This window comes from Fusibacter fontis (genome assembly GCF_055378735.1).
In genome coordinates this window covers 2,856,239-2,880,267 of the sequence record NZ_AP042445.1, presented here as the reverse complement: position 1 = coordinate 2,880,267, position 24,029 = coordinate 2,856,239, and the positions used below count along the sequence as shown (strand labels likewise).

Genomic DNA, 24,029 nt, shown 5'->3' with positions numbered 1-24,029 from the left:
TGGATGCACCTTCTAAAGATTATTTATTGACTACGTACTAGATTAATTTCATTTCTTCTCCAACTTGCTTAAATACTGCAACAGCACGTGCAAGTTGTTCTTCCGTATGAGCTGCAGTCACCATGCAACGCACGCGACCCGTTCCTTTTGGTACAGTTGGGAATATAATAGGAGAAACGAATACGCCAAGTTCCAACATGCGTTTTGAGAACGCGACAGTTTGAGCTTCATCGCCAATAATAACTGGTGTGATAGGTGTTTCGCTCGCTCCTGTGTTAAAGCCTAATTTTCCAAGTTCTGATTTAAAGAATCTTGCATTGCTCCAAAGGCGATCTGTATACTCAGTTGTTGAGCTAAGGAGTTCTACTGCTGCACTGATTGCGCCTACTGCTGCTGGTGGTAAAGATGTACTAAATAAAAGTGGTCGTCCTCTGTGTAATAACCATTCTTTCATGACTTTGTTGCCGGCAACATAGCCGCCAATCACGCCGATTGCTTTTGAAAGTGTTCCGATAGAAAAATCTACACGTCCGTGTAAATGGAAGTGATCAACTGTTCCACGTCCACTTTCTCCAAGTACACCCGAACCATGTGCATCATCTACATAAGTCATACAATTATATTTTTCAGCAAGATCAACGATTTCAGGAAGTTTAGCGATGTCGCCATCCATACTAAACACACCATCTGTAATAATAAGGCAATTCACATATTGATCGCGCTTTTCTTTTAATACGCGCTCAAGATCTGCCATATCACTGTGTTTGAAAACGGCTTTATCAGCTTTTGAAAGCTTAACGCCGTCAATGATACTTGCGTGGTTTAATTCATCTGAAATAATCAAATCACCTTTATTGGTAATTGCTTGGATTGCACCTGCATTACAATTGAATCCCGATTGAAATACCATCACGGCTTCTTCTCTTTTAAACTCAGCAAGTTGTTTCTCTAATGCTTCGTGAATATCCATATTGCCTATGATCGTTCTTACGGCACCGGAACCCACACCATATTTTTCAATGGCTTCAATGGCTGCTTTTTTGAGTTTTGGATGATTGGCAAATCCTAAATAGTTATTTGATGATAAGTTGATAACTGATTTTCCGTTTAAAATAACTTCTGGTTCATTTGCACCTTCAAGAATTGGAAGTACTCTGTATACACCTTGATCTTTAAGTTCTTGCACTTGATCTTGTAAATACTTTAACTCATGTACATTTGACATAGTTGCGCCTCCGTAAGTGATTATTCGGTATTAGTATATCACCATCTGAATCGTCTGAAAACATGAAATGATGTTACAATTTTTTAGTACATTTTAGTTCTTCCTTTTTAGTTGATAATTGTTTCACCGCCCACTGATAATAAAAAACGCACTTTTCATCATTTAAAAGGGATTTTTCAAAGCTTTCAAGTCGTTTAAGATGTTTTTCATTTTGTGAATGACCAATCTGGATCAGTGCATTTCGCTTATACACCCAGTGGCTCCTCCAAGCAAACCCCATTTGACCGTAGATGTGTTTAAATGATTTTTGTGTCATTTCTAGCAGTTCAAAGCAATCCACCCAGTTTGAAGAATGAGATCTAAGTATTTCCGCACTCCCAATTTCATTCGCAGAAAGCGGACACACTTTTTGACAAATACTACAACCATAGATCGTATTTTGAATTTTTGATAAAAGCGCTTCTTCTATGTGTGTTTTTGTTTGAGTCAGCGCTGAAATACAGTTCGTCATGTCGATCTCTGATTTGTCCTCACAAACATTTGTCGGACATGCTTTGGTACACATGTCGCACGCTTCGCACACCGGATGCAATAGCGTATGTGGCAAATGCTCCGGTAATTTATAGCAAGATGTTTCAAATGGTAATTCAAAAGGATACACCAAATATCCAATAAAAAAAGATGCGCCATAGCGATCGTTAATTAACATATGATGTTTTCCTAGTTTACCCAATCCTGTTAAAAATCCCACTTCTTTATCATTGTAAGGCGATTGATCCACATAGCATGCCACTTGATTCAGCTTTGTACTCGAAATCTGAGTGCTTTCATCGCGCAACACCAGCTCTTCAATCTGCTCCGCCAACGCCTTAAGTCGTTCTCGCACCAGCACATGATAATCAAATTCCCAAGAAAAAGGTTCCACTTTTCCCCAAACAGTGGTATCATCCTGCGGTTTCGGATAAGATGCATTTGAATAAGGCACAGCTATGGCAACCACAGTCTTGGAAAGATTCCCAGCGAGTATGCTATTGTTGATATCAAAATATGTACGCGAAGACACTTTTTGTCGATACGTATCATCGATTGAAATAATGCCCCAACACTTTAGCATTAGGGCATTCATCATCCGTTCTAATTCTTCTTTATTAATCATTTTGTCCCTCGATTTCAATCAGCGTAATGCTTTCAGGCCACAATGACAAATGGTTGGTATTTATATTGGCAACATGATCATTGTAAGCCCATATTGTCTTGAGTCTTGCAATCGGCAAATATGGAACGTCCGAATTTTGAATTTCGTGCCACTTCGCATAATACGCATCTCGCTCAGCTTGTGACGATGCATCATCTATTTTTACAAATAGCGCCTCTGCATCTAAATTAACATAACCAGAATAATTGCTATTTTTTGATATTTCTGGTGATCCAAACAGGTGACTTGGATTATGTCCATAACTCATCAGCCACCCCATATTCCACATAGAGTAACGCTTACCAGACTCTAGAGTCGCTGTCATCGTTTCATAATCTCCAAAAACCAACTTAACATCAAATCCTAATTTCTTCCAAGATTCAGCTGCGTATACCGCTAGATTGTATGACCATTGAGAATCGGCAAACACATACCATTCAAACGAAAGCGTCTCGCCGTTGCGTTCTCTAACTCCATCACCTGTGGTATCTTTCCAGCCATAGTCTTCAAGCAACTGAATCGCGCGTTCTTCACTATATGCATAAGTATCTGCAGGAAGCGTACTCATTGCATACTCTTCTGGACAAGATGCAATAAAAGGAATAGTTTCAGCATATCCACCAAATTCACTTATAATAAACTCTTCTCGATTCAAACCATAAATAAGCGCTTTTCGAATATAAGCTTCTTTAAACAGGGGATTGCTATGATCCATACCAATAAAAATATTAACTGCGGATTTCTCAGTAATGATGTTGGCATAATCTAGTTTTTTCATTTCATTGACAATCGCTTTTTTTCTCGGAAGTTCTAATAAGTCAATTTGCCCCTGTTCAAATGCACTACGTGCTTCATCTAAATTCATCTCCAAAATCTCAACGCCAGAAATTTGGGCAGATTTTCCCCAATAATAAGGATTCGTTTTAAGGACAATTTTTTCATTCTCTACGTATGCATCAAAACGCATTGGACCAGTTCCCATGGGTGCTTTCATATCATTAACAAAAACATTCCATGAAGGAAATTGGTAATAGGACTCTGATAAAATAGGAATCGCAAAAAGTTCTAAATTTTCATGTTCCCATTTATTTAAGGTTAACTGTACGGTTTGTTGATCTATCGCTACGATTTCACGAATCACCGCTTTAAATCTTTGGTATTCACCTTGATACGCTTCGCTAAGAATGATGTTATACGTAAAAATGATGTCTTTAGATGTGAGTGGATGTCCATCTTGAAATTTGATGTCATCTTTTAATGTGATGGTATAAGTTAAGCGGTCTTCGGACACTTCAGGTAAAATTGCCAATTGGTCGATCAACTCACCTGTAGCGGCATCAACTTTATATAATCCCTCAAAAACCAACATCTTTACCCATTTTTGCGCAGTTGTGCTCGACAGCAGTGGATTAAAGTTTCCTTTTACAGAATCCGTTGCAACGACAAAGGTATCCACCCTCGATAATGCGGGATTTTCAACTATTGCTTCACTTGTTGTGTTGATTTCACCTACATTCTTCTTATTGAATGATGCGCACGCGACCAACATCACGACCATACAAGCCATGCACAACAACAAAATTACCCTTTTGAAGCTTTTCATTATAATCTCCCCTGCCACTATTCTTTGTCAGGCATTGCGAAAACCATTGTCGCCAAACTATGTCTAACTGCGCCTTCTCTTGGATCTTCTTTGCCCACTAAAAAAGAATCTACCATATTATTGAGCAATGTATTCAGCTCTTTTGACTCGTCCTCAGTTAAATAAAAATCTGAGTAATGTGAAATTTTTCGTGTAATTTGCCCTTCATAATGCTGTATTGAATCATAAAATTCTTTAGAAACACTTTCAAAGAAAGCCAGCGATATACTGCTGATAGAACTGTTTAAAGTCGGATCTGGAGCCACTGCATTGCTGTCAATCTTGATGCTTTTAGCCACTGGACAGTAATACTTTTCAACGACACCCATTTTCGTTACTTCTTCAACGAGTTCGATAATCCCTACTTTTTCAAGAACTTTGATGTGATAATTCACTCTACCATGTGGTTCATTTAAGCTTTCAGCGATTTGCTTTGCTGTCTTAGGTTCATTGTCAAATGCTTCTATTATGTTCAGCCTATTTTGTTGCGATATCGCCTTGATTTGTTCTAAATCCCTCAATACCATAAAATCTTTCATTGATCCCTCACCCTATTATCCCTCAATTTTGGTGCGCTTTAAACACACATACATTATAGTTGCATTCATTTTTTGAGTCAACTCACTATATTTCAACTAAAACATAGGTAATATCGTCATTCAATGTTTTTCGATTTGGATTGACTACTTTTAAGATAGACTCGTTGAGTTCTTCTATCGACAAATGTCTGTTGATTTGCAGATGATGAACTAAATCTTCAACTTCCATGGTTTTGTTTTTCTCTTTATCTACTAAACCATCCGTATAAAATAAAAGTCGGTCGCCCTTATCTAATTTGATCCGCTCACTGCGGTATTCCGGAGTCACCAATCCTGCTAGTTTACAAATTGCAAACCCCTCACTACGATCTAAAAATTCAGCTTTTCCATTGCGTTTAACACGTATTGGACTGCAGTTCAAACCACCAGTACAATATGTGAGCATCCGCGTATTGAGATTCAGTGTCGCGTAAAATACGACCATATGCATCTCATCCGGAAAATTTATGCGATTAAACTGATTGTAAAAATATTCAAGTGCTTTTTCTGGCTTTAGACTTCTCATCAATTGAAGATTGCGATCATTGGTTTTTAACATATTGTTGCAAAACATGGTCAAGAGAGCTGCTGAAATCCCATGGCCCGAGACGTCTAACAAAAAAATGGCGATGTTGTCTTCATCAATTTTATAGTGATCATAAAAGTCTCCACTCAACTGCTCGCATGGAAAATAGGAAGAAATGATTCGCACATCTCTGTACATTGCATCCGCTGCCGGCAGTAAGGATTGTTGAATACTCTTCGCATACTCTATTTCTGCAATGATTTTATCATTTGCCTCAGTGACTTGATAGGTTTTCTTATCGATAATCTTTTTGAGATTCAGCGAGTAGAGATTAAACTGCTTGAGCAAAGAATCTTGTTCTCGCTGCGGTATGATGACATTATTTCTATTGACGTGAAAAAAGAAGAAGCCAAGTCCTACCGCCAACAAAACATAACTATCAATCTGTGCTTCATATCCAAGTGGCGAAAGTGCCAATACGACCTGTGAGATGAGCATCACAAAAAAAGCAAACAAAATTGCATGTGAGTTGTTCGTTCGATCCGCAAGTACCAGTTCGTAATTCAGAACAATCAACATCGTCACAGATAACCCATCTGTAACAAACAAAATCGAATCCAAGTCAAGTTTTAAAAACATAACAGCATGAACACTAGCAATTTGAAGTATCAATACCACTAGGCAAGATACAATCATCCATCGAATTTTCATGCAAATTCTACTGATATCCACTTTTAAATGCAAAAGAAGCATCCCTAAGATTAGAAAAATCCGACCAAATCCCAAATATAGCGCTATATAGGCTAAGTATTTTTCTGGATTAAACGCAATGAGCATCAAAGCAATCATGTAGTCTAATGTGAGGATAAACAGTAATAGTGATATGGTGATATATCTCTGATCAATTTTGACACGGCTGGTATAGTAGGTTGTATTTGCTAGTACGCTGTTAATCACTATGTTCACTAAAATAACTACTGAAAAATAATAGGGCATAATTGCCGACAATTGATTGAATAAAAACAGCTCATTTATGGCTATAAGGGCTAACATCAAGGCAATTGCTACTATATAGGTCATAACACCTAATTTTTTATCATCATCGCGAACCATCTAAGCCTCCTAAGAGTTGATCTTATTCTGCTATTCCATAGATGTCTATAAGTCAAATCCACTGCCACCGATAAATTCTTTTAAAATAGAAACCTTCGGTACCAACGCTTCTTCTTCAATGGTTTTAAAATATCCTAAGAATTTTCTCAGCAAGAGTGCTTCTGCGTATTCTTCTTCTGTTTCTGTAATTTGCTCAAGTAGAGGCATTGCATGTTTTTTGAGTACAGCGAGTTCATATGGCAGTGCAGTGTTAAAAATCTCGTCCGCTTCTTCTTGATAAGGGAAGATATTTTTTTCTTCGCCACGTCGTACAGAAGACCACATACCGATGGTGCGTTTTGCTGAATGTCCTCTAAATTGATTGTCTCGAACAATCCGTCTGAGAAGTCTCGCTTGAGTTGTGGGAATTCGATTATGTTCGTCAATATTGAGCTGTGTCAATGCACTGACATATATTTTAAACTTATCGCGTTTAAAGATTTTGGATGTAAGTGCTTCATTTAATCCGTGAATTCCTTCGATAATGATGGGTTGTTCTTCTGTTATCTGGATGGTATTGCCCTTATATTCTCGCTTGCCCGTCTGAAAATTAAACGTCGGTAACTGTACCGGCTTGCCATCAAGCAAATCCGTTAAATCTTGGTTAAAGAGTTCAACGTTTACCGCTTCAATGGATTCAAAATCATAATCGCCATTTTCATCTCTTGGTGTAAACTCACGATCGACAAAATAATTGTCCGTTCCAAGTGTAATTGGATGGAGTCCATTGACCTTAAGTTGAATTCTCAAACGATTGGCAAAAGTCGTTTTACCCGACGAAGAAGGTCCAGCGATGAGAATGACGCGCTTTTTCTTTTTCGTAATTTCGTCTGCGATATAGGCGATTTTTTTCTCGTGTAATGCCTCAGCGATTTGAATGAGTTCTTTGTACTCACCACTATCAATCATGGCATTGAGATTACTTACATAACCAATCCCCATAATATCTGACCATTCTTCAGATTCTTTAAACACTTCCGCAATTTTAGGAGACTCTTCAAACTTAGGGACAGAAAATGGACTGTATTTCGTCGGGTGCATCAAAATAGCGCCATCATCGTACTTAATCATATCAAAAATATGGATATATCCTGTACTCGGTACCATGTAACCATAAAAGTAATTGACTACACCATCCAATTTATAGAGTCGAATATCTGATTTAGGGCGATATTTTAAAAGATCTACTTTAGAATACATATGAGAGGATTCGAAAGCTGCCGAAGCCTCTTCATTGGAATAAATATCTTTCGTGATACTCATATCTTGTTCCACGTAATGCTTCATTTTAGCGAGAATCACTTCATAGTCTTCATGTGTCAAACGGCGTTCATAATCAAACTCACAATAAAGGCCCTTACTCAAACTATGCTCAATTCTAACGCGGATGCCTTCAAAACAAGCCATAGCAGCTCTTACCATTAAAAAAGATAGACTTCTCTGATAGATTTTTTCACCATCAGAATGCTTGAGGTCAACGAACTCAATCTCACATGACTCTTCAATCACATGTGATAATTCCCTCAATGTGTTTTTACATTTTGCAGCGACAATTAACGGCACATCTGGTCGCTGAATTTTTTTTGAGATGACTTCATAGGTATCGCCTGCTTGTACTTCAAAAACACCATATCCCTTCACAGTCACTTTCATCGTAAACCCCTCCTACAAAAGATTTGTTTCTTTAGATGATTCCGCATCACCATATTGTGTATCGTCAGCAAGGATGAACTCCATAATTGTCTCATTGACCATTGAGTACTTATATCGGTGAACATCAATTCCCAATATTTCTAAACACGTTCTAAAATCATCTAACACGTGGTAAGGATTGCCATAAACCCTTTGAATTTCACTGATGCTGACACCTCTAAATCCATGTCCTACTAAAGAGTCATGTCGAATTTCAATCAGTTGGTTCATTTTTTCGGAGTTCATCAGCTTAATAATAGGATCGACCACATGTCCGTTTTTATCATATTTCTTGAAATATGAGTTCAAAGCAAAAATGAGATTGTTGTTAAATATTTTGTAGTGATTTCTGAGAATTTTAAGAATCTCTTTTTTCTGCAAAAATTTAATTTGAAAGGTAAAAGGTCTCGTCGGCAGTTGGCTTTTTATAAACATATACTTATAAATGGCTTCCTTAAAGCGATACACTCGTCCTAGAAAATCGATATACTCTTCATTGACGATTTGAAATTTAAGATTTTCAAGCAGCTCAGACATCAATGCATCAGGTTGCCCGTCATTGAGATCGTCTAAATTGTCAATGAGCTCTGCGCATTCGGGTACCTTTTGTGCTGCCTTTGATAGGTTCCTCAACTCTTTTCTAGCCATGTAAAAATCAAAGTTCACCGCATATCTACACGAGTTCATCAACACGCCAGCATCTGTATTTTCAAGGCCCATTTCTTTTAGCATCTCATATGCGCCGCAGTAGTCGTAACGCTCAATTAACTTTTTAATCACTTTTATCGATTCTACCATAAAGACCTCATTCTTGAGATTCTATAAACGCCTCAATCTCTTGGGAATTTGCTTCAAACGATCGAGAGTCAATGACCAATCGATTGCTATGAAGCAGTTGATTGTTGATACCATCCACTCGTCTTCCACCATATTTTAAATCTCCCACAATGGGATGACCCAGTAATTGCATAGAAGCCCTGATTTGGTGGCTTCTACCGGTTAATAGTTCTACTTCAACAAGCGTATAATCGCCAAACTGCTTGAGTGGTTTGTATTTTGAATGGCAATACTTCCCTTCGTCGGTATCTCTAGAAACGATGCGCACTTTATTTTGGACTTCGTCCTTAATCAAGTACCCCTTTACTTCTCCTGCTTTTTTAAGATGCCCATGAACCACACAAATATAATACTTTTCAACTGCTCGTTCCCTCATTAAGTGATTATATTTTTTTAAGGCTTCATAGGTTTTGGCGAAGATCACGACACCACTGGTGTTCTTGTCAAGTCTATGAACGGGAGCTGGTCTAAATGTGTTCGTACATAGATCTTTTAAATAAAAATGCACCATGGTTGCCAAGGTGTTTTTATACTCTGTTTTGTCAGGGTGCGTCAATACGCCTTTGGGTTTATTGAGAACTAAAATTTCATCATCTTCAAAGACAATATCTAATCCTAATTTTTCTGGTTTAACTGGTATAAATGGTTTCATCAACGAATCGATGGTTTCTTCTGACAAAAATATTTCCAAAACGTCGTTTTCTTTTAAAAAATAGTCTTCTTCTGTCATGCGTTTTCCATTGATTTTAAACACTTTCTTGCGAATTAATTTATAGATATTGCTGCGAGTCGTATTGTTAAAGTATTTCAATAAAAATCGATCGAGTCTTTGTTCAGATTCATTTTTAGTAATTTCAATTGTTCTCATAAGTCCCCTTTTTAATAGTGTATTGTCAACATGCTAATAGTGTATTGTCAACATGGAATATCCCGTCACCTGTTGATAGCCCATTTTCTCATATAACTTTCTCGCATTTGGATTGTTGTTTTTCACGAGTAAGTATGGCGTTTTACCTCTGCGTATCAGCTCTTTTGTCAGTTCTCCCGTAATCCAGTGTCCAAGTCCCTTTTGTCGATACTGTGCGTTGACATAAATTCCAGATAAGATCCCCATGTGTTGAGTTTCATCTTCGATTAAGCCCTGTGCCACAATTTGCTGTTCTTTGACGATTAAATAATAATTGCCTTGATGAATCAAGTGCTTAAAAGTTTTTGCAATATCATTAATCGCTTTAACTTGTCTTCCAAAATGCGTCTCGACTTCAATAAAAAATCTCAAATCCGTTAACAAATCGTCTATACGATTATTTTTACCCGTAATTACTTCAAATCCATCTATTATTTTTGTCTGGATATCATTATTTTCATATATCATTAATGTTGATTTGTTCTCAGTAATGGATTGAACTGCTCGGCACATGAGCTTATAGATGCCGTCTGTACTCATCTGAGATCCTTTTACAAATCTAGGTTTAAAGTGTTTAATGGCTTTTAAAAGCTGCAAATTGCCCAAAATTTTGGGATCGTCACAATGAAGCGCCAGCACGCTTTTATTTGAAAAATAAAATAATCCTTTTAATGCGTCGGATTCAAGATACCCATAAAATGTCCCTTGCAAGTTGCCAAGGCTCATTTCTTCTACGGGCTTTACGAGATAAATCGTTTCTTTTTTATGCATTTTTATATATTCTACCATCATAGGTAAATGTGTTTGTTCTAATCGAATTAACATAAAGACACCTCATGAAAATTGTAACACGAAAGTAATCAATTTGGGAAGAACTATACTTTGAGAATCCTCTAAATTGTGCTATTCTATTAAGAGAGCATCACTTTTTGGAGGAATTTTGAAATGTTTGAAAAATTAAAAGATTTTTTATATGATATGAGCGATATTTTTGTTTCATTACTCATTATTGCCGTCATTTTTTTAGCTGTCTCATGGAAAATTTCAGATACATTGAAAGTGGATATTGATGAAGAACAAGCGGTTAAAACAACAAACGCTACAGATTCATCTTCCATCGTCGTAACACCAGTCGAATCAACTGAAGCGACATCCGAAGGCGTTACAGAAACAAATTCGGATGCAACTACCACAGAAGCAGCAACTCAAGCACCTACACAAGCGGCGACTCAACCTACGACACAAGCTCCTACCCAACCGACGACTCAACCAGCCACTCAACCGACAACACAAGCAGCAGTTTTAGAAAAATTTGTCGTATCTGAAGGCGAACTAGGTAACACCATTGGAAAAAATCTTCAATCACAAGGATTTATATCGAGTTCAAATGCCTTTGTAAAACGTCTTATAGAGATGGGATATGACAGCAAACTCAAAGCTGGAACCTTTAAAATCAGCAAAACTTACGACTTAGATACCATTATTAAGATTTTAGCTGGTGAACGTTAATCCATACGGATCATCTTCATTAAAATAAGCCAACGTATGAACTCATGAGTTTACGTTGGCTTTCATTATGTGCTTAAACACCTGCAGTTAATTGCTGAAACTCGTCCTCAGTCAACTCTCGATACTGTCCAAGTTCAATTCGTTCATCTAAGATCAATTGATTCATTGAGACGCGTTTTAGATAAACAACTTTACTCCCTGCCGCTTCAAACATCCTTTTAACTTGATGGAATTTTCCTTCGTGAATCGTCAGTGTCACTTCTGTCAATCCTTCAATTTTGTCACCAATCACAAGTTCTGCTGGTTGACACGCATATCCATCATCAAGGACGATGCCCTTTGCAAACGCATCGATATCGCGTTGACCTACTTTGCCAGCTACTTTTGCAAAATACGTCTTCGGTACGTGTTTTTTAGGCGCCAGCAAATTATGTGTCAGCTCGCCATCATTGGTTATGATCAAAAGGCCTTCAGTGTCTATGTCCAGTCGTCCTACGGGAAAGAGTTCATAATGCTTATAATCTTCTTCTATTAAATCAATCACCGTCTTATGAAAGTTATCCTCTGTTGCTGAAATAACCCCTTGAGGTTTATTCATCATTAAATAAACGTGCTTCTTGTATTCAACGACTTCGCCTTTATACGTTACTACATCTAAATCGGCATCGACTTTTTCTTTTCCCGTGCGAATCACGACGCCATTTACTTTGACCTGACCGTATTTGAGAGCATCTCGCATCTCACTTCTAGTTCCCTTGCCCATATTGGCTAACAATTTATCAATTCGAATCTTCTCGCCCATTAAAACTCCCTCTTTATAACATTCGCCAAGAAATTGGCAACATATTTTTCACTGTTCCTGCTGAAATTTTTGCAAATCCCACCGGATAACCATCTGTGCACACGAGGTGTAATCCTTCCGTTTTGACCTCGGTGAAAATGGTTTCACCTTTCAAGTACTTCATGATATCCACGCCGCTAGAAGGTAAGTCCAGACAAGGTGTGAATTGTTCCTTCTTTAGATACATGGCAAGTGCTTGACTGGGAGTAAATCTGCCTTTTTTTATTTCACCTAATAACAATCCTTCTCTAACGACTTTTAGCCCTTTCGTTGGAAATTGAATTTCTGGTTTTAATAAAACGCGCTCACCTTCCATGACAAAATGTCCCGTTAAAGGTTGCTTGAGATGATGCGTCATGAATGCTTCCACTTCAGCTGGCGGATCACAACTGTGATTCATTTCATCGAAACTGTGCGTGCGCATCTTCTGATGTCCGTAAACACTTCCGATAAAATGCCCTTCGCCTTTGTGAATATGCGGCCAAATATGCGCCATATGCTCGGCATTTACCTCAGAATCAATACCATTTAACGCCACCGTTCTCGGTGAAAAAACAGATGCATTTTCCAAGAGGTGCGCGATTTGTTCTTCATTTTCTTGTGGCGCAAACGTACAGGTCGAATACACGATGTGCGTTTGATCTTTCACGAGATCCTCTAGTTGATCGATAATCGTTCTTTGTATGTCATGGCAAACTTGTGGACCATAGGTTTCCCAAGATTTAACGGCTTTGGGATCCTTTCGAAACATGCCTTCGCCAGAGCAAGGGGCATCGACTAAAATTCTGTCAAACCGGTGGCCCATGACTTGTGCGATTTTATCTGGACTTTCATTGAGTACAATTACATTGCGCAGACCAAATTTTTCTGCATTTCTAAGGATGGCTTTAACGCGGGTTTCATTGATATCATTGGTCACCAGCATGCCTGTATCTTCTATCGCAGTGGCAATTTGCATGGATTTACCACCTGGTGCAGCGCAAAGATCCAGACAGCAATCGCCTTTTTCCGGTTTCAATGCATTCACAGGTGACATGGCAGAGGGTTCCTGAACATAAAACAGTCCCGCATAAAAATAGGGGTGTTTGGTCACAGGATCCTCTGAATGATAATAGAATCCATCTTCTGTCCATGGAACAGGCGTCAATTCATAAGGAAAAATTTCTAAAAAAGTTGCAACATCTATTTTTAAAGTATTCACTTTCAAACTCGTATAATGGGTTTCTTCTAAGGACTGGATAAAGTCATCATATGAAGCACCGAGTAATGCTTTCATTCGCTCTGTAAATTGTTCTGGTAATTTCATTGTGACTCCTTGGCAATATTTTTGCATATGGACTAGCAAATTCAAACATCATGCTTTATAATATCATATATAGCAGGGCATTGTTAGTAGGTTCTACTCAAGATTTGCACTTAATCCATAATTAAAAGGAGTGATTCGAGTGCCATTAGTTACTACGAAAGAAATGTTTAAAAAAGCCTATGAAGGCGGATATTCTGTTGGTGCTTTTAACGTTAATAACATGGAAATCATCCAAGGTATCGTTAAAGCTGCTGCTGAATTAAAATCACCAATTATTTTACAAGTTTCTGCTGGAGCAAGAAAATACGCAAGCCCAGCATACCTTAAAAAACTTGTAGAAGCTGCTCTTATCGAGCACCCAGAGTTAGATATCGCATTACACTTAGACCACGGTGAAGATTTTGAAATCTGTAAACAATGTATCGATGATGGTTTTTCATCAGTAATGGTAGATGGTTCACATTTATCTTACGAAGAGAACATTGAACTCACTAAAAAAGTGGTTGAATACGCTCACGCTAGAGGCGTAGTGGTTGAAGCGGAATTAGGAAGACTTGCTGGTATTGAAGATGCTGTAAATGTATCTGCTGAAGATGCAACTTACACGGATCCAGAACAAGCAGTTGATTTCGTTAACAGAACAGGTTGTGACTCACTTGCAATCGCTATTGGTACAAGCCATGGCGCATACAAGTTTGCTGCAGATTCAGATCCTAAACTTGATATCGAGCGTCTTAAAAAAATCTCTGATTTACTTCCAGGTTTCCCATTAGTTTTACACGGCGCATCTTCTGTAGTTCCAGAATATGTTGAAATGTGTAATGAATACGGCGGTAAACTCGTTGATGCTAAAGGTTGCCCAGAAGATCAATTAAGAGAATCAGGTAGATACGGTATTTGCAAAATCAATATCGACTCTGACTTAAGATTAGCGCTTACTGGTACGATCCGTAAGCAATTTGCTCTTGACCCAAGTAACTTCGACCCAAGAAAATATTTAGCTCCTGCTAGAGAAGCTATCTACGGAATGGTAAAACACAAAATTATCAACGTACTTGGTAGTGATCAAAAATAATTCAATAAAAAATGCTGATAAGGCGGCCTTTGGAGACAAGGGCTGTTTTATTTTTTTGCGCGCTGTGCCCTTAGTCATCTTGATAGACATTCCGTCTCACTTGGTCCTCGTGCGCTTCGCTTCTGCGGAATCGTTCGAAGGCATGTCTATCAAGATGCCTATGGGCACTTGTGTGCAAAATTGACCATGGGTGTTCAGATGTAGATGAAAGGATAAATGAGGGCTGAGGCGTACAACTGATGACATACTTTCTCACTTGGTCCTCGTACGCTTCGCTTCTGCGGAATCGTTCGAAGGGTTGTCTCACATGGTGCCTAGGGGCACTTGTGTGCAAAATGACCATGGGGTGTTCAGATGTAGAAGAAAGGATAAATGAAGGCTGAGTTGTGCAAATTGATTACGAGATGTTTATAGCGATGGATTTATGAATGGATCAATGGTACAAAATAGGCAATACTATGCCGCGTAACCGAAGGGTGTACCTCCAAACGATTCCGCAGAAGCGCAGCGCACGAGGACCAAGTGCGGGGGTACACCATTCGGGTGCACGGCGTAAATGTCTATTCAGTAGCGCGGCTGAATTTTCGTTCGGTTGCGCGGCGTAAATGTCCATTCAGTTACACGACAGAAAAAGCCTCCTTTAACATAACTCAAAGGAGGCCACATCATTCACTCTATTTCACTTGACTATAACTTCATTGAGTTCATTGAAGCTACAATGGATCATTGTCCCATGGTTTTCTTTTGGATATGGAATGGATTCTAAGAACACTTTGCCACCGAAAGTACCTGTGACGAGGTTAAAGACGATACTAAGTCCAAGTCCTGTGTTGCCATCGGATCGCTTCGTCGTATAGAACGGTTCAAAAACATGTTCCTGAATTTCAGGACTCATGCCAACGCCGTTATCGGCAATGGTTAATGTCACGCCATTAATTGTTTTCTTGATTGCGATGGACACTTTTAAAACTTCGCCTGACTCTCGACTCTGTGCATGTTTAAATGCGTTATGAAGCAAATGCGTGATAATTTGTGTAAACGCTCCAGGATATGTCTTGAGTTTCAAATCATCTTCACAATCCACTTGAACTTCTACTTGACCCAGATTAAACTCGGATTTCAAACTTGCAAGGCTCATATCAATCAAAAGTTTAAGCTGAATTTCAGCAATTCGCTCGCTATAATTTTCAATGCTAAGCAGTTTAAAGTGTTCAATTATCGCAATGGCTTTACACAAATTTCGATTTAGTATTTCAAGCGATGGTATAACAGTTTCATCAATACTCACATCGTCTTTAGTGACATACTGATCTTGTAAATAACTGGTGAGTGTCACTGCATTTCCAATCGGTGTATTGAGTTCGTGAGCAATCCCTGCGACAAGCCTACCAAGCGCTGCATATTTGTCCGTCTGCATAATATCAAAAAAGGCCACTTCTAAAGCTTTTGATTTTTCTTCAACTCTCAAAGTCAATTTCTCGTTTTCTTTTTCAAGTAAGTATGCAATTTGTCTTTCAGCTATAATTTGGTCTGTAATATCCGACGAGGTTCCCATAATAGATGCCAACGATCCATTTTCGTCAAAAATCGGAATGAGCATCGTCACCAGTTGTCTCGTTTCACCATTATCTGCATCAAAACTACTTTCTACAGTTTTTATCTCTGGATTATTGACGTATCCTACAAAAATATCCCTCCAGAAAAGTTGATCTTTTTCTTTTTTAAATAAGACTTCAAATGATTGATTGAGAAGCGCTTCCTTAGATTTTCCAACGAGGTTTTCTAACCTTAGATTGCTCGTTGTAATTTTCCCATCAAGTGATAATGTAAAAATCATATGCTCTGAGTTTTCTACGAGGGTTCGATACTGAGATTCACTATATCGCAATTCACTGAGGGCGGTTCGAATATCATCAAACATGCGATTAAATGCCTTAACCAACACGCCAATCTCATCATTTCCTTCAACAATATAAGGTAAACTCAGTTGATCATTTAAAACATTTTCAGCACCGACAACCAAATGGTGAAGACGTGTCGTAATCGATTTCGAAAGAGTAATCCCTATGATTAAACTCAATGGAAATGCCAAAAGAAGTATCCCTGCAATGGTCATCCCCATTTTTTTAAGGGCACTGAACATTTCAGAAGCTTCTGGCCTGGCGATTAGAAACCACCCATTATCAAGCTCCTTCCACGCGATAATTTCTTCATCCAGAAGGGAGCCACCTTTTAAATATTGAATCCCTGATTTTTCTGAAAGCAATAAAACTTTATTGTTTTGATACCAATTTTGAATTGACTCAGGTTCAACTTCACTTGGGATGACAATTTGCTTTCCTTCTTCTGAAATAAGCATTACAAAACCAGTATTATAGACTTTAACTTGTCGCAACCGTTCTTGGAACGGACCCATAAAGAATTCAGCTCCCGTTACTGCGACAACTCGTTCATCTACGATAATCGGGATTGAATATGAAATGACATCCGCTTGCCATGGTTCCCAAAAATAAGGTTCCGTCCAATATTCACCATAGGTAATTGCTTCTCTCCACCAAGGTTCACTTGAAAACCCATCGCGAATCACGTCATATTCAGGTTCTCTAACAAAAGCGCCCGATTCATATGTATAAGAAACCGTGTGTTTCCCGGGAACGACATTTGAGTTAAATAAAATCCAACCAGAAATATTATCAAAATTGGTCATTGCGGATTGAACGTGTGGAATCAAACTCGTTTTATATTGATCCATATAGCTAACTTGATCTAGATTTGAACTTGTCGCTTGATCAAAATCAATCGTATTGATAACTGTATTTCGCAGCGAAAAAGAAAGTCGCTTCACTCGAAGTAACTCTGCATTAAGCGCCTCAGATTCTTTATTTAAAATCGTCATAAGGTTTCTCTCTGCTTCAACTTTTAAAGCGCTACTAAATTGAATTGTGATTAGAAAAGATAAAATCGCAATAAAAACTATAGATGTCAATGTAATTGCGATGGTGATTTTTGTGCTAATTTTCATTTGATATCCCGTTTTCAAACCCCTTATTCGCCCCATGTCTATCTCACAATCCTTCCGTAAAGTCACTTAATCTTTATATATTCAATAGTACCCAGATTACTTACATAAACACAATTGCATTAAAATTTTTCCATTGCTCAACTTCATTTCGTACATTTTGAGCGTATTAATTATTGGACTTATCTTGAATGTGACAATTTTCATTCAAAAATTCCTATCTTTAATACAAACCAATATATATGATTTTTAATATGCTTAATTCCAATATGTAATTGAATTTTTATATGCGATTACATACCAACATATGAATGCATTTCTATATGTGGTTGATTCTTCATATGTGATGGAATCACTGAATGTCTCAACCATATGAGATATACTGATTTTATTTGGGAGGACACAGCATTGAAGACATCAAAATCATTTTATGATTGGCTATTTATTGGAACACTTTTATTTTTCGGACTCAGTTTGATTCATATTTCATTTGCACTATTGGGCATTCTCTGTGCGATCACGCCTTTTGTCCTTGTCTCAAAAACGGGTAAAAAGCGTTGGTGCCAATCCTATTGTCCAAGAGCGAGTCTTTTGACGACTTTGTTCAATCGATTTTCGCTAAAATTGACACCCACTAAGTGGCTATACGCTCCAAATACCAAGCGATATGTGCTGAATTTATTTTGCATGAATCTCGTGATGATCGTATTATCAACTATGATGGTTGCTTCAAATCGAATGCCAGCAATGGACTATGTGAGATTTCTCATGGCTTTTCCCATTCCGATAGAGCTTCCACAATTATTGACTTTCAATATGCCCGAGGTTGTCATTCATCTGAGTTATCGCGTTTTCTCAATTATGTTTACCTCGACAATTCTCGGTTTACTGCTTGGGTTTCTGTTCAGACCAAGATCATGGTGTGCAGTATGCCCAGTTCAGACGCTTACAACGACAATGATTCAAACAAACTCCTAGACCGGCGGAAGATTTCCATCATTAAGAAAAATGCTATTTTTTGACCTTAAAAAATAAAACACCAGATTCTAAGCATTATCACAAAGTGATTGCATAAGAATCTGGTATATTTCAAACCATCTAATTTCGTTTTAAAATTCTTTTCATCAGAAGTGATGCCCCTGAATAAACGCCTATAATCACGATAAATATCTCTAGTCTTCCGAGTACCATCCCTGTAATAAGAATATAGGTTGATGCGACATCAAGCGTTGGTACAGTAATACCGATTGATAAACCTACTGTTCCAAGCGCAGATGCAAATTCAAACATCGATTCAATCAATCCACTGTTTGAAGTCACAGAAAGCAACAATGAACCACAAATGTAAATCATCATGTAAAATGTTACAAACCCGCGAACATCATCAACAAACTCTTTTTGAATTGCCGTTTTCCCTTGTGCTCTTACATAAAAAGGTGTTGTTATTTTTCTTTGCGGACTTATTCTTTTTCGAAGATTATCATACGCTGTTCTCATCAAAATATAGACCCTTGTCAATTTCAATCCACCAGCAGTTGAACCTATTCCGCCACCTATCAGCATGAGCACGATTAGAACGCCTATTGAAAATGGTGGCCAATTTACATATGAAACAGTAGAATACCCAGTTGTAGAAAGTGCCGAGACTACGTTAAAAACAGCTATTCGAATGCTTTCTCCCCAACTCTTATAAAGTTGGAAAAATAGTGAAAAGCTCACAGCGATCGTGGAAAGTGTTATAACCCACATCATAAATCTCATTTCACTGATTTTCGAGACTTGTTTTAGTTTTCCCTTCATGATTAACAATAAAACTGCAAAGTTCGTCGTTCCAATAATCATTAAAAAGATTGTGACAGCTTCAATCCCGATACTTTTATAGGCGCCGATACTATCCACTTCAGTTGAGAATCCACCCGTTGACAAAGATGACATTGCATGTAAAAGGCTCTCAAAGCTCGGCATACCAAATACGATGTACAGCAAGGTGCCTATAATTAATAAGACAACAAACATTAATGTCGTTATGCGTGCAGTCTTCTTTAAATTAGGCATCAATTTATCTGGATGCCCTTCTGCACTAAATAAATTCATAGACTGCTTACCTTGAATAAACATCACCATTACCATCACAAATCCTAATCCACCGCAAAATTGCATAAAACTTCGGTGAAACAAGAAAATATCTGGAATTTCTGCCACATTCATGACAGACAATCCCGTTGTCGTCCAGCCACTTACGGCTTCAAATAAAGCTTTATCAAATGTTAATTGTTTTGAAATCACAAAAGGCATCGCACCCGCTACAAATCCATAAATCCATCCAAATAATACCGTTAGCTGGCTATGCTGTAACATTTTCATCCATTGTGTTTCATTATCATCTCTTTCAAGCACGGAACACAAAATAATCCCTAAAACGATTGACCCTAAAGATGGAATCAAAAATGATACGGTATATCTCACATCCTCAGGATATATTGGAAGTAATAGCAGTGGCACACCAACAAGTATTCCAATTAGAATCATCAGTTTGGCAAAATTATTTGCATTCCGAAAAAAACCTTTAATCGTTCCAATAATAGGTGTCATATTTTCCCCGTCAACTCCTTAATAGCTTCCATTTCACTGTCTATCGATGAAATCAGCACCAGTTTGTCTCCAAACTCAATTCTCGTATCTCCTCTTGGGATAAAGCTTTCATCCCCTCTAACTACACACCCTACAATTACATGCTCGGGTAAATTGACTTCCCAAATTTTTTTTCCTACGCAAGGCGACGTTTGTAAAATTGGGACCTCTGCAATGTTAATTCTACCTTCTCCGCTTGGGATTTTGGTTACAATTCCCTCGTAAAAAGCTTGTTGTTCAATAATATTCGCGATAGCATTTACTTCACAAATAACAGAATCCACTCCCATTTTATAAAAGAATTCTGTTTTTAATGGATCATTCAAAACTGAAATGGTCTTTTTAACATTGAACTTTTTCTTGCAAAGTTCACAAATTACCAGATTGTCTTCATCTCTGTTTGTCAAAGAAATGACTAGATCTGCGTTATGGACATTTGCATCTTCTAGAATAAATGGTTTGGTTTCATCTCCATAAATGACATTAATTTTTTCATTTTCAGCTAGTATTTTGCACTTCTCCATATCGTTGTATACAACCGTGACTGCATATCCTTTTTTCAGTAAAGATTGTGCTAAGAATTTAGCTCGATTAAAACTTCCTATTAAAACTGCATGTTTTTTCATGTTCCACCTCACTATTTTTGATTAATCCGCTTGCTGACTTCTGCTTTTGATAATAATAATGGACTAATTGTCGAAATTCCCTGTTCATTATAAACGTCTACCCGCTCAGGATCATACAATCTAATCACTACATGATCTACAGTGTGATAACATTTAATCATTTGAGCTATCATCACATTTGTATTGTCTTTATTTGTTACGACTACCACTGTTGTCGCTTTACTGATTTGAGCCTCTTCTAAAACTTTATAATCTGTTGCGTCTCCAATGAGTGTTAATCCTCCATAAGCAGGCGATAACTTCCTAAACGATAACTTATCCCGATCAATGACTAATACATCTTCATTTTCATCGGATAATTCATTTGCTAAACTCGCACCTAATCTTCCACATCCAATAATGATCGTATATTTTTTTAAACTCATATTATGTTTCATGTTCATCCTCCAATATTAAGTCAATGCTTTATCAATCATTTTATAAACGCCTTCTTTTTCACACTCTTCACAATCTGAAAGCTCATATGCACAGTGCCCACTAGAAAAAAAAGTTCCATAATGTTCTAAATTGTGCCGAGCTGGTAAATACGTTGAATCAAGATCCCATGCAGCTCGAAAATGCTTCATGGCAAGATTGTGATCAGATTTTTTTTCGTACAGAATTCCGTATAAATTCTGAGGTTCTGGCGAATGGGGGTATTTTCCGATTAAAATTTTTAGCATTTCTTCACTTTCATCCAGTTGATTGCTCTTTAACAACTCTATTATTTTAGAAATTAATATTTCTTTATCATTCGATTTATGATTTAAAAAATTCACTATTTTCACCTCCAGCTATTGTTTATGCTTTGTTTCTAATTATAGTTTAATCTTTTGTCTGTGAGTTTTGTGTGAGCGTTCAGCAAATCCTGTGATGATTGCGTGAGAAAAGCCACTAGAATCATCATTCTAGTGGCTTTACATCATTACTCATTATGATATTGACATTGATATTTCAAATAATTGGCTAGATTTCTAAAAAATTACATGTCTTTAAGTCTATATCCCACACCAATTTCAGTGATAATATATCGCGGTTTTGCTGGATTTTCTTCAATTTTCCTTCTCAGACCTGCCATCAGAGTTCTCAATGCTTGAGTATCTGTTCCATATGAGATTCCCCATATTTCCTGAATAATATACTTCGTCGTGAGTATTTTTCCCATATTCTTAAACAAGAGCGACAATAAATTAAATTCCATCGCTGTTACATGTATTTCTTCATCGTTTTTATAAATCAACCGTTTACCAAGGTCTATTTTCAACTGATCAACCGTTAAAATTTGACATATTTCATACGTGTTTCTTCTACTGCTATGCCGCAATGCCACACGAATTCGTGCCATTAATTCTACAGCAGAAAAGGGTTTGGTTAAAAAATCGTCTGCACCTAAATCGAGCGCAAACGCTTTATCTTTATCTTGTTCGCGTGCTGAAATAATAATGATGGGAATATCCGACCATTCCCTTACTTTTTTTATTACTTCTAGTCCATCAAAATCCGGCAATCCTAAATCTAATAGAATCAAATCGATCTGCTCTGTAACCATAATACCAAGTGCACCTTGAGCTGTTCCGATACTTTTATACTTATAGGATTCATGATCAAGTGCATAACAAATAAAACGATTAATCTGATGATCATCCTCAACAACTAAAATAGTTACATCTGAATTATTCATCCTTTTCCTCCATTGGTAATGTAAATATTACTTCAACACCTTTTGAATGCGTGCGATTCATTATTTTTAACGTCCCATGATGTGCCTTTATAATTGCATCACAGATTGGCAATCCTAACCCCAAACTTGACTTTTCAGGTGATTTTGAAGCGCTTGAAGTATAAAATAGCTCAAAAATATGTGGATAGTCTGCTTGTGATATCCCTGATCCACCATCACGAATAATAAATTTTACATGTTTATTAAGATCATCTTGTTCAACAACAATGCTTATTTCATCTTCTGGATTCGTATGTTTATATGCGTTATCGAGTAAATTGAGCAAGAGTTGCTCAATCAACTTTGCATCTATAGGTATCATCACAGGTTCGTCCGGAATTCTAACATCAATCTCTCTGTTTAATGCCTTAATAGAGAATCTCTCTAACGCACTACTGATGACTTCTTCGACAATCTCAATTTGCTTTCCAATGACGAGTTTTCCCTCTTGAAGCCTTGTCAAACTCAAAATATTTTCAACAAGTGAATAAAGCCAATTTGCATCATTGTATATTGAGTTTATTAATGTATTGCATTGTTCATTGTCATACTGCGTTAATATATCCGATAGCATTTCAGAAGTTCCCATAATGCTCGATAACGGTGTTCTTAGATCATGCGAAATCGACCGAAGAAGTGTTGTTCGGTACCTTTCTTGAATGGCTTGATCTCGTTCCTTAACACGTTGTTCCGCAACGCGAATTCGATCCATCGCCAAAGAAGTACTCTCAATGACTGAATGCAAAAAATTAAACTGTGTCTCTGTCATTTTACATCCCGTTTCCGTTGGAATCCGTATAATCCCCAAAATATGCTCGCTACCATAAATTGGCCAATCGTGAAATTCTTCTGTTTTATCACAGCCCACTCGAAGATTTTCAATGTTGTGTTTCAGTTCAGTTTTTCCAACGACTTCTCTTCTTATTTGCACATCCGAGTTCCGCCTTTGAATGTATGTATTTTCAGGCATTCCGTCTTCGTCAAAACACAAAAGTCCAACGTTTGTATTTAAATATTCACTTAATGTCTTGATTACAATAGAAGTAATTGCTTCAATATCAATGGCATCTGTAAGGTGATTCGTTAACTGATATAACGCAAGCGTTTCTTGTTCTTTCTCTTGAGCAATTAAAGCATTTTTTTTAGAAATAGAAGTAAGTGTGCACGTAATAATCGATGTAAATGTCATCACAGCGAATGTGATTAAATAACTAGAATCATGTACAGATAGAGTAAAATAAGGACTCGTAAAAAAATAGTTAAATGTAAGTGTCGCAATAATTGATGCCACTATGCTAATGGGAATACTATCCACTTGCCACGCGAGTATTTGTATTGCCAAAATATAAATAATCACAATATTTGTTTCTGGAAAACCAAACATATTAAAAGCGCCAGCTACAATCGTTGCGATAATCATCACTAAAAACATCATACCGATTTTTTGAATTACTCTTGCTTTTTTGTACTTATTCATACTCTTCAAATGAGTATCCTCCTATTTATCGC

Annotated in this window: 21 protein-coding genes; 3 read left to right on the top strand and 18 right to left on the bottom strand. The window is 37.4% G+C overall.

Annotation, left to right across the window (positions count from 1 at the left end; all coding sequences use genetic code 11):
• Positions 1–37: 37 nt before the first annotated feature.
• From ACZ41W_RS12915 to ACZ41W_RS12875, 9 genes are all read right to left on the bottom strand, one after another.
• Positions 38–1,225 (bottom strand): glycine C-acetyltransferase, encoded by a 1,188-nt coding sequence (locus tag ACZ41W_RS12915; protein WP_464312396.1) that lies wholly within the window; start codon positions 1,223–1,225, stop codon positions 38–40.
• A gap of 73 nt (positions 1,226–1,298) precedes the next feature.
• On the bottom strand, positions 1,299–2,381 hold the full coding sequence (locus ACZ41W_RS12910; protein WP_464312395.1) for an epoxyqueuosine reductase: 1,083 nt from the start codon (positions 2,379–2,381) through the stop codon (positions 1,299–1,301).
• Positions 2,374–4,023: an ABC transporter substrate-binding protein gene (locus ACZ41W_RS12905; RefSeq protein WP_464312394.1), complete on the bottom strand. Its 1,650-nt coding sequence runs from the start codon at positions 4,021–4,023 to the stop codon at positions 2,374–2,376. The genes ACZ41W_RS12910 and ACZ41W_RS12905 overlap by 8 nt, the downstream gene beginning before the upstream one ends.
• A 17-nt stretch (positions 4,024–4,040) precedes the next feature.
• Positions 4,041–4,601, bottom strand: a complete 561-nt coding sequence (locus ACZ41W_RS12900) for an ArsR/SmtB family transcription factor (protein WP_464312393.1) — start codon at positions 4,599–4,601, stop codon at positions 4,041–4,043.
• Between the two features lie 85 nt (positions 4,602–4,686).
• Positions 4,687–6,279: a PP2C family protein-serine/threonine phosphatase gene (locus ACZ41W_RS12895; RefSeq protein WP_464312392.1), complete on the bottom strand. Its 1,593-nt coding sequence runs from the start codon at positions 6,277–6,279 to the stop codon at positions 4,687–4,689.
• 45 nt (positions 6,280–6,324) lie between these two features.
• Complete coding sequence (locus ACZ41W_RS12890; protein ID WP_464312391.1) at positions 6,325–7,971, bottom strand: uridine kinase family protein; 1,647 nt, start codon at positions 7,969–7,971, stop codon at positions 6,325–6,327.
• Positions 7,972–7,983: 12 nt separating this feature from the next.
• Complete coding sequence (locus ACZ41W_RS12885; protein WP_464312390.1) at positions 7,984–8,808, bottom strand: hypothetical protein; 825 nt, start codon at positions 8,806–8,808, stop codon at positions 7,984–7,986.
• A gap of 7 nt (positions 8,809–8,815) precedes the next feature.
• Positions 8,816–9,715, bottom strand: coding sequence for an RluA family pseudouridine synthase (locus ACZ41W_RS12880; RefSeq protein ID WP_464312389.1), 900 nt, complete (start codon positions 9,713–9,715; stop codon positions 8,816–8,818).
• A gap of 33 nt (positions 9,716–9,748) precedes the next feature.
• Positions 9,749–10,579: a GNAT family N-acetyltransferase gene (locus ACZ41W_RS12875; RefSeq protein WP_464312388.1), complete on the bottom strand. Its 831-nt coding sequence runs from the start codon at positions 10,577–10,579 to the stop codon at positions 9,749–9,751.
• A 120-nt stretch (positions 10,580–10,699) separates the two neighbouring features.
• Here ACZ41W_RS12875 and ACZ41W_RS12870 point away from each other — a divergent pair, with 120 nt between their 5' ends.
• Entirely contained in the window at positions 10,700–11,263 is a 564-nt protein-coding gene (locus tag ACZ41W_RS12870; RefSeq protein WP_464312387.1) for a hypothetical protein, read from the top strand.
• A 73-nt stretch (positions 11,264–11,336) separates the two neighbouring features.
• Here the strand turns inward: ACZ41W_RS12870 and ACZ41W_RS12865 are convergent, their stop codons facing one another.
• On the bottom strand, positions 11,337–12,065 hold the full coding sequence (locus tag ACZ41W_RS12865) for a pseudouridine synthase (protein ID WP_464312386.1): 729 nt from the start codon (positions 12,063–12,065) through the stop codon (positions 11,337–11,339).
• Between the two features lie 13 nt (positions 12,066–12,078).
• The gene (locus ACZ41W_RS12860) at positions 12,079–13,410 is read right to left on the bottom strand and encodes an RsmB/NOP family class I SAM-dependent RNA methyltransferase (RefSeq protein ID WP_464312385.1); all 1,332 of its coding nucleotides are present in this window, start codon (positions 13,408–13,410) and stop codon (positions 12,079–12,081) included.
• Positions 13,411–13,549: 139 nt separating this feature from the next.
• On the opposite strand from ACZ41W_RS12860, the gene fba reads away from it, so the two are divergent.
• Positions 13,550–14,485 (top strand): class II fructose-1,6-bisphosphate aldolase, encoded by a 936-nt coding sequence (gene fba, locus ACZ41W_RS12855; RefSeq protein ID WP_464312384.1) that lies wholly within the window; start codon positions 13,550–13,552, stop codon positions 14,483–14,485.
• A 679-nt stretch (positions 14,486–15,164) separates the two neighbouring features.
• On the opposite strand, the gene ACZ41W_RS12850 is transcribed toward fba, so the two are convergent.
• Complete coding sequence (locus ACZ41W_RS12850) at positions 15,165–17,543, bottom strand: ATP-binding protein (protein WP_464312383.1); 2,379 nt, start codon at positions 17,541–17,543, stop codon at positions 15,165–15,167.
• A 369-nt stretch (positions 17,544–17,912) separates the two neighbouring features.
• Here ACZ41W_RS12850 and ACZ41W_RS12845 point away from each other — a divergent pair, with 369 nt between their 5' ends.
• Positions 17,913–18,482 (top strand): hypothetical protein, encoded by a 570-nt coding sequence (locus ACZ41W_RS12845; RefSeq protein WP_464312382.1) that lies wholly within the window; start codon positions 17,913–17,915, stop codon positions 18,480–18,482.
• A gap of 120 nt (positions 18,483–18,602) precedes the next feature.
• Here the strand turns inward: ACZ41W_RS12845 and ACZ41W_RS12840 are convergent, their stop codons facing one another.
• From ACZ41W_RS12840 to ACZ41W_RS12815, 6 genes are all read right to left on the bottom strand, one after another.
• The gene (locus ACZ41W_RS12840) at positions 18,603–20,096 is read right to left on the bottom strand and encodes a TrkH family potassium uptake protein (protein ID WP_464312381.1); all 1,494 of its coding nucleotides are present in this window, start codon (positions 20,094–20,096) and stop codon (positions 18,603–18,605) included.
• Entirely contained in the window at positions 20,093–20,761 is a 669-nt protein-coding gene (locus ACZ41W_RS12835) for a potassium channel family protein (protein ID WP_464312380.1), read from the bottom strand. The genes ACZ41W_RS12840 and ACZ41W_RS12835 overlap by 4 nt, the downstream gene beginning before the upstream one ends.
• Positions 20,762–20,772: 11 nt before the next feature.
• Complete coding sequence (locus ACZ41W_RS12830) at positions 20,773–21,198, bottom strand: potassium channel family protein (RefSeq protein WP_464312379.1); 426 nt, start codon at positions 21,196–21,198, stop codon at positions 20,773–20,775.
• 15 nt (positions 21,199–21,213) lie between these two features.
• On the bottom strand, positions 21,214–21,579 hold the full coding sequence (locus tag ACZ41W_RS12825; RefSeq protein WP_464312378.1) for a hypothetical protein: 366 nt from the start codon (positions 21,577–21,579) through the stop codon (positions 21,214–21,216).
• A 203-nt stretch (positions 21,580–21,782) separates the two neighbouring features.
• Positions 21,783–22,481 (bottom strand): response regulator, encoded by a 699-nt coding sequence (locus ACZ41W_RS12820; protein WP_464312377.1) that lies wholly within the window; start codon positions 22,479–22,481, stop codon positions 21,783–21,785.
• A complete protein-coding gene (locus ACZ41W_RS12815; protein WP_464314291.1) occupies positions 22,474–23,997 on the bottom strand; it encodes an ATP-binding protein in 1,524 nt (507 codons plus the stop codon). The genes ACZ41W_RS12820 and ACZ41W_RS12815 overlap by 8 nt, the downstream gene beginning before the upstream one ends.
• Positions 23,998–24,029 lie beyond the last annotated feature (32 nt).

Excerpts from the sequence above, each read along its gene's own strand:
- ACZ41W_RS12870 (WP_464312387.1), top strand. The coding sequence starts at position 10,700 with ATGTTTGAAAAATTAAAAGATTTTTTATATGATATGAGCGATATTTTT.
- ACZ41W_RS12895 (WP_464312392.1), bottom strand. The coding sequence starts at position 6,279 with ATGGTTCGCGATGATGATAAAAAATTAGGTGTTATGACCTATATAGTA.
- ACZ41W_RS12860 (WP_464312385.1), bottom strand. The coding sequence starts at position 13,410 with ATGAAATTACCAGAACAATTTACAGAGCGAATGAAAGCATTACTCGGT.
- ACZ41W_RS12835 (WP_464312380.1), bottom strand. The coding sequence starts at position 20,761 with ATGAAAAAACATGCAGTTTTAATAGGAAGTTTTAATCGAGCTAAATTC.
- ACZ41W_RS12915 (WP_464312396.1), bottom strand. The coding sequence starts at position 1,225 with ATGTCAAATGTACATGAGTTAAAGTATTTACAAGATCAAGTGCAAGAA.
- ACZ41W_RS12880 (WP_464312389.1), bottom strand. The coding sequence starts at position 9,715 with ATGAGAACAATTGAAATTACTAAAAATGAATCTGAACAAAGACTCGAT.
- ACZ41W_RS12815 (WP_464314291.1), bottom strand. The coding sequence starts at position 23,997 with ATGAATAAGTACAAAAAAGCAAGAGTAATTCAAAAAATCGGTATGATG.
- ACZ41W_RS12865 (WP_464312386.1), bottom strand. The coding sequence starts at position 12,065 with ATGGGCGAGAAGATTCGAATTGATAAATTGTTAGCCAATATGGGCAAG.
- ACZ41W_RS12840 (WP_464312381.1), bottom strand. The coding sequence starts at position 20,096 with ATGACACCTATTATTGGAACGATTAAAGGTTTTTTTCGGAATGCAAAT.
- ACZ41W_RS12900 (WP_464312393.1), bottom strand. The coding sequence starts at position 4,601 with ATGAAAGATTTTATGGTATTGAGGGATTTAGAACAAATCAAGGCGATA.
- ACZ41W_RS12905 (WP_464312394.1), bottom strand. The coding sequence starts at position 4,023 with ATGAAAAGCTTCAAAAGGGTAATTTTGTTGTTGTGCATGGCTTGTATG.
- ACZ41W_RS12875 (WP_464312388.1), bottom strand. The coding sequence starts at position 10,579 with ATGTTAATTCGATTAGAACAAACACATTTACCTATGATGGTAGAATAT.
- ACZ41W_RS12890 (WP_464312391.1), bottom strand. The coding sequence starts at position 7,971 with ATGAAAGTGACTGTGAAGGGATATGGTGTTTTTGAAGTACAAGCAGGC.
- ACZ41W_RS12850 (WP_464312383.1), bottom strand. The coding sequence starts at position 17,543 with ATGGGGCGAATAAGGGGTTTGAAAACGGGATATCAAATGAAAATTAGC.
- ACZ41W_RS12885 (WP_464312390.1), bottom strand. The coding sequence starts at position 8,808 with ATGGTAGAATCGATAAAAGTGATTAAAAAGTTAATTGAGCGTTACGAC.
- ACZ41W_RS12820 (WP_464312377.1), bottom strand. The coding sequence starts at position 22,481 with ATGAATAATTCAGATGTAACTATTTTAGTTGTTGAGGATGATCATCAG.
- ACZ41W_RS12830 (WP_464312379.1), bottom strand. The coding sequence starts at position 21,198 with ATGAAACATAATATGAGTTTAAAAAAATATACGATCATTATTGGATGT.
- ACZ41W_RS12910 (WP_464312395.1), bottom strand. The coding sequence starts at position 2,381 with ATGATTAATAAAGAAGAATTAGAACGGATGATGAATGCCCTAATGCTA.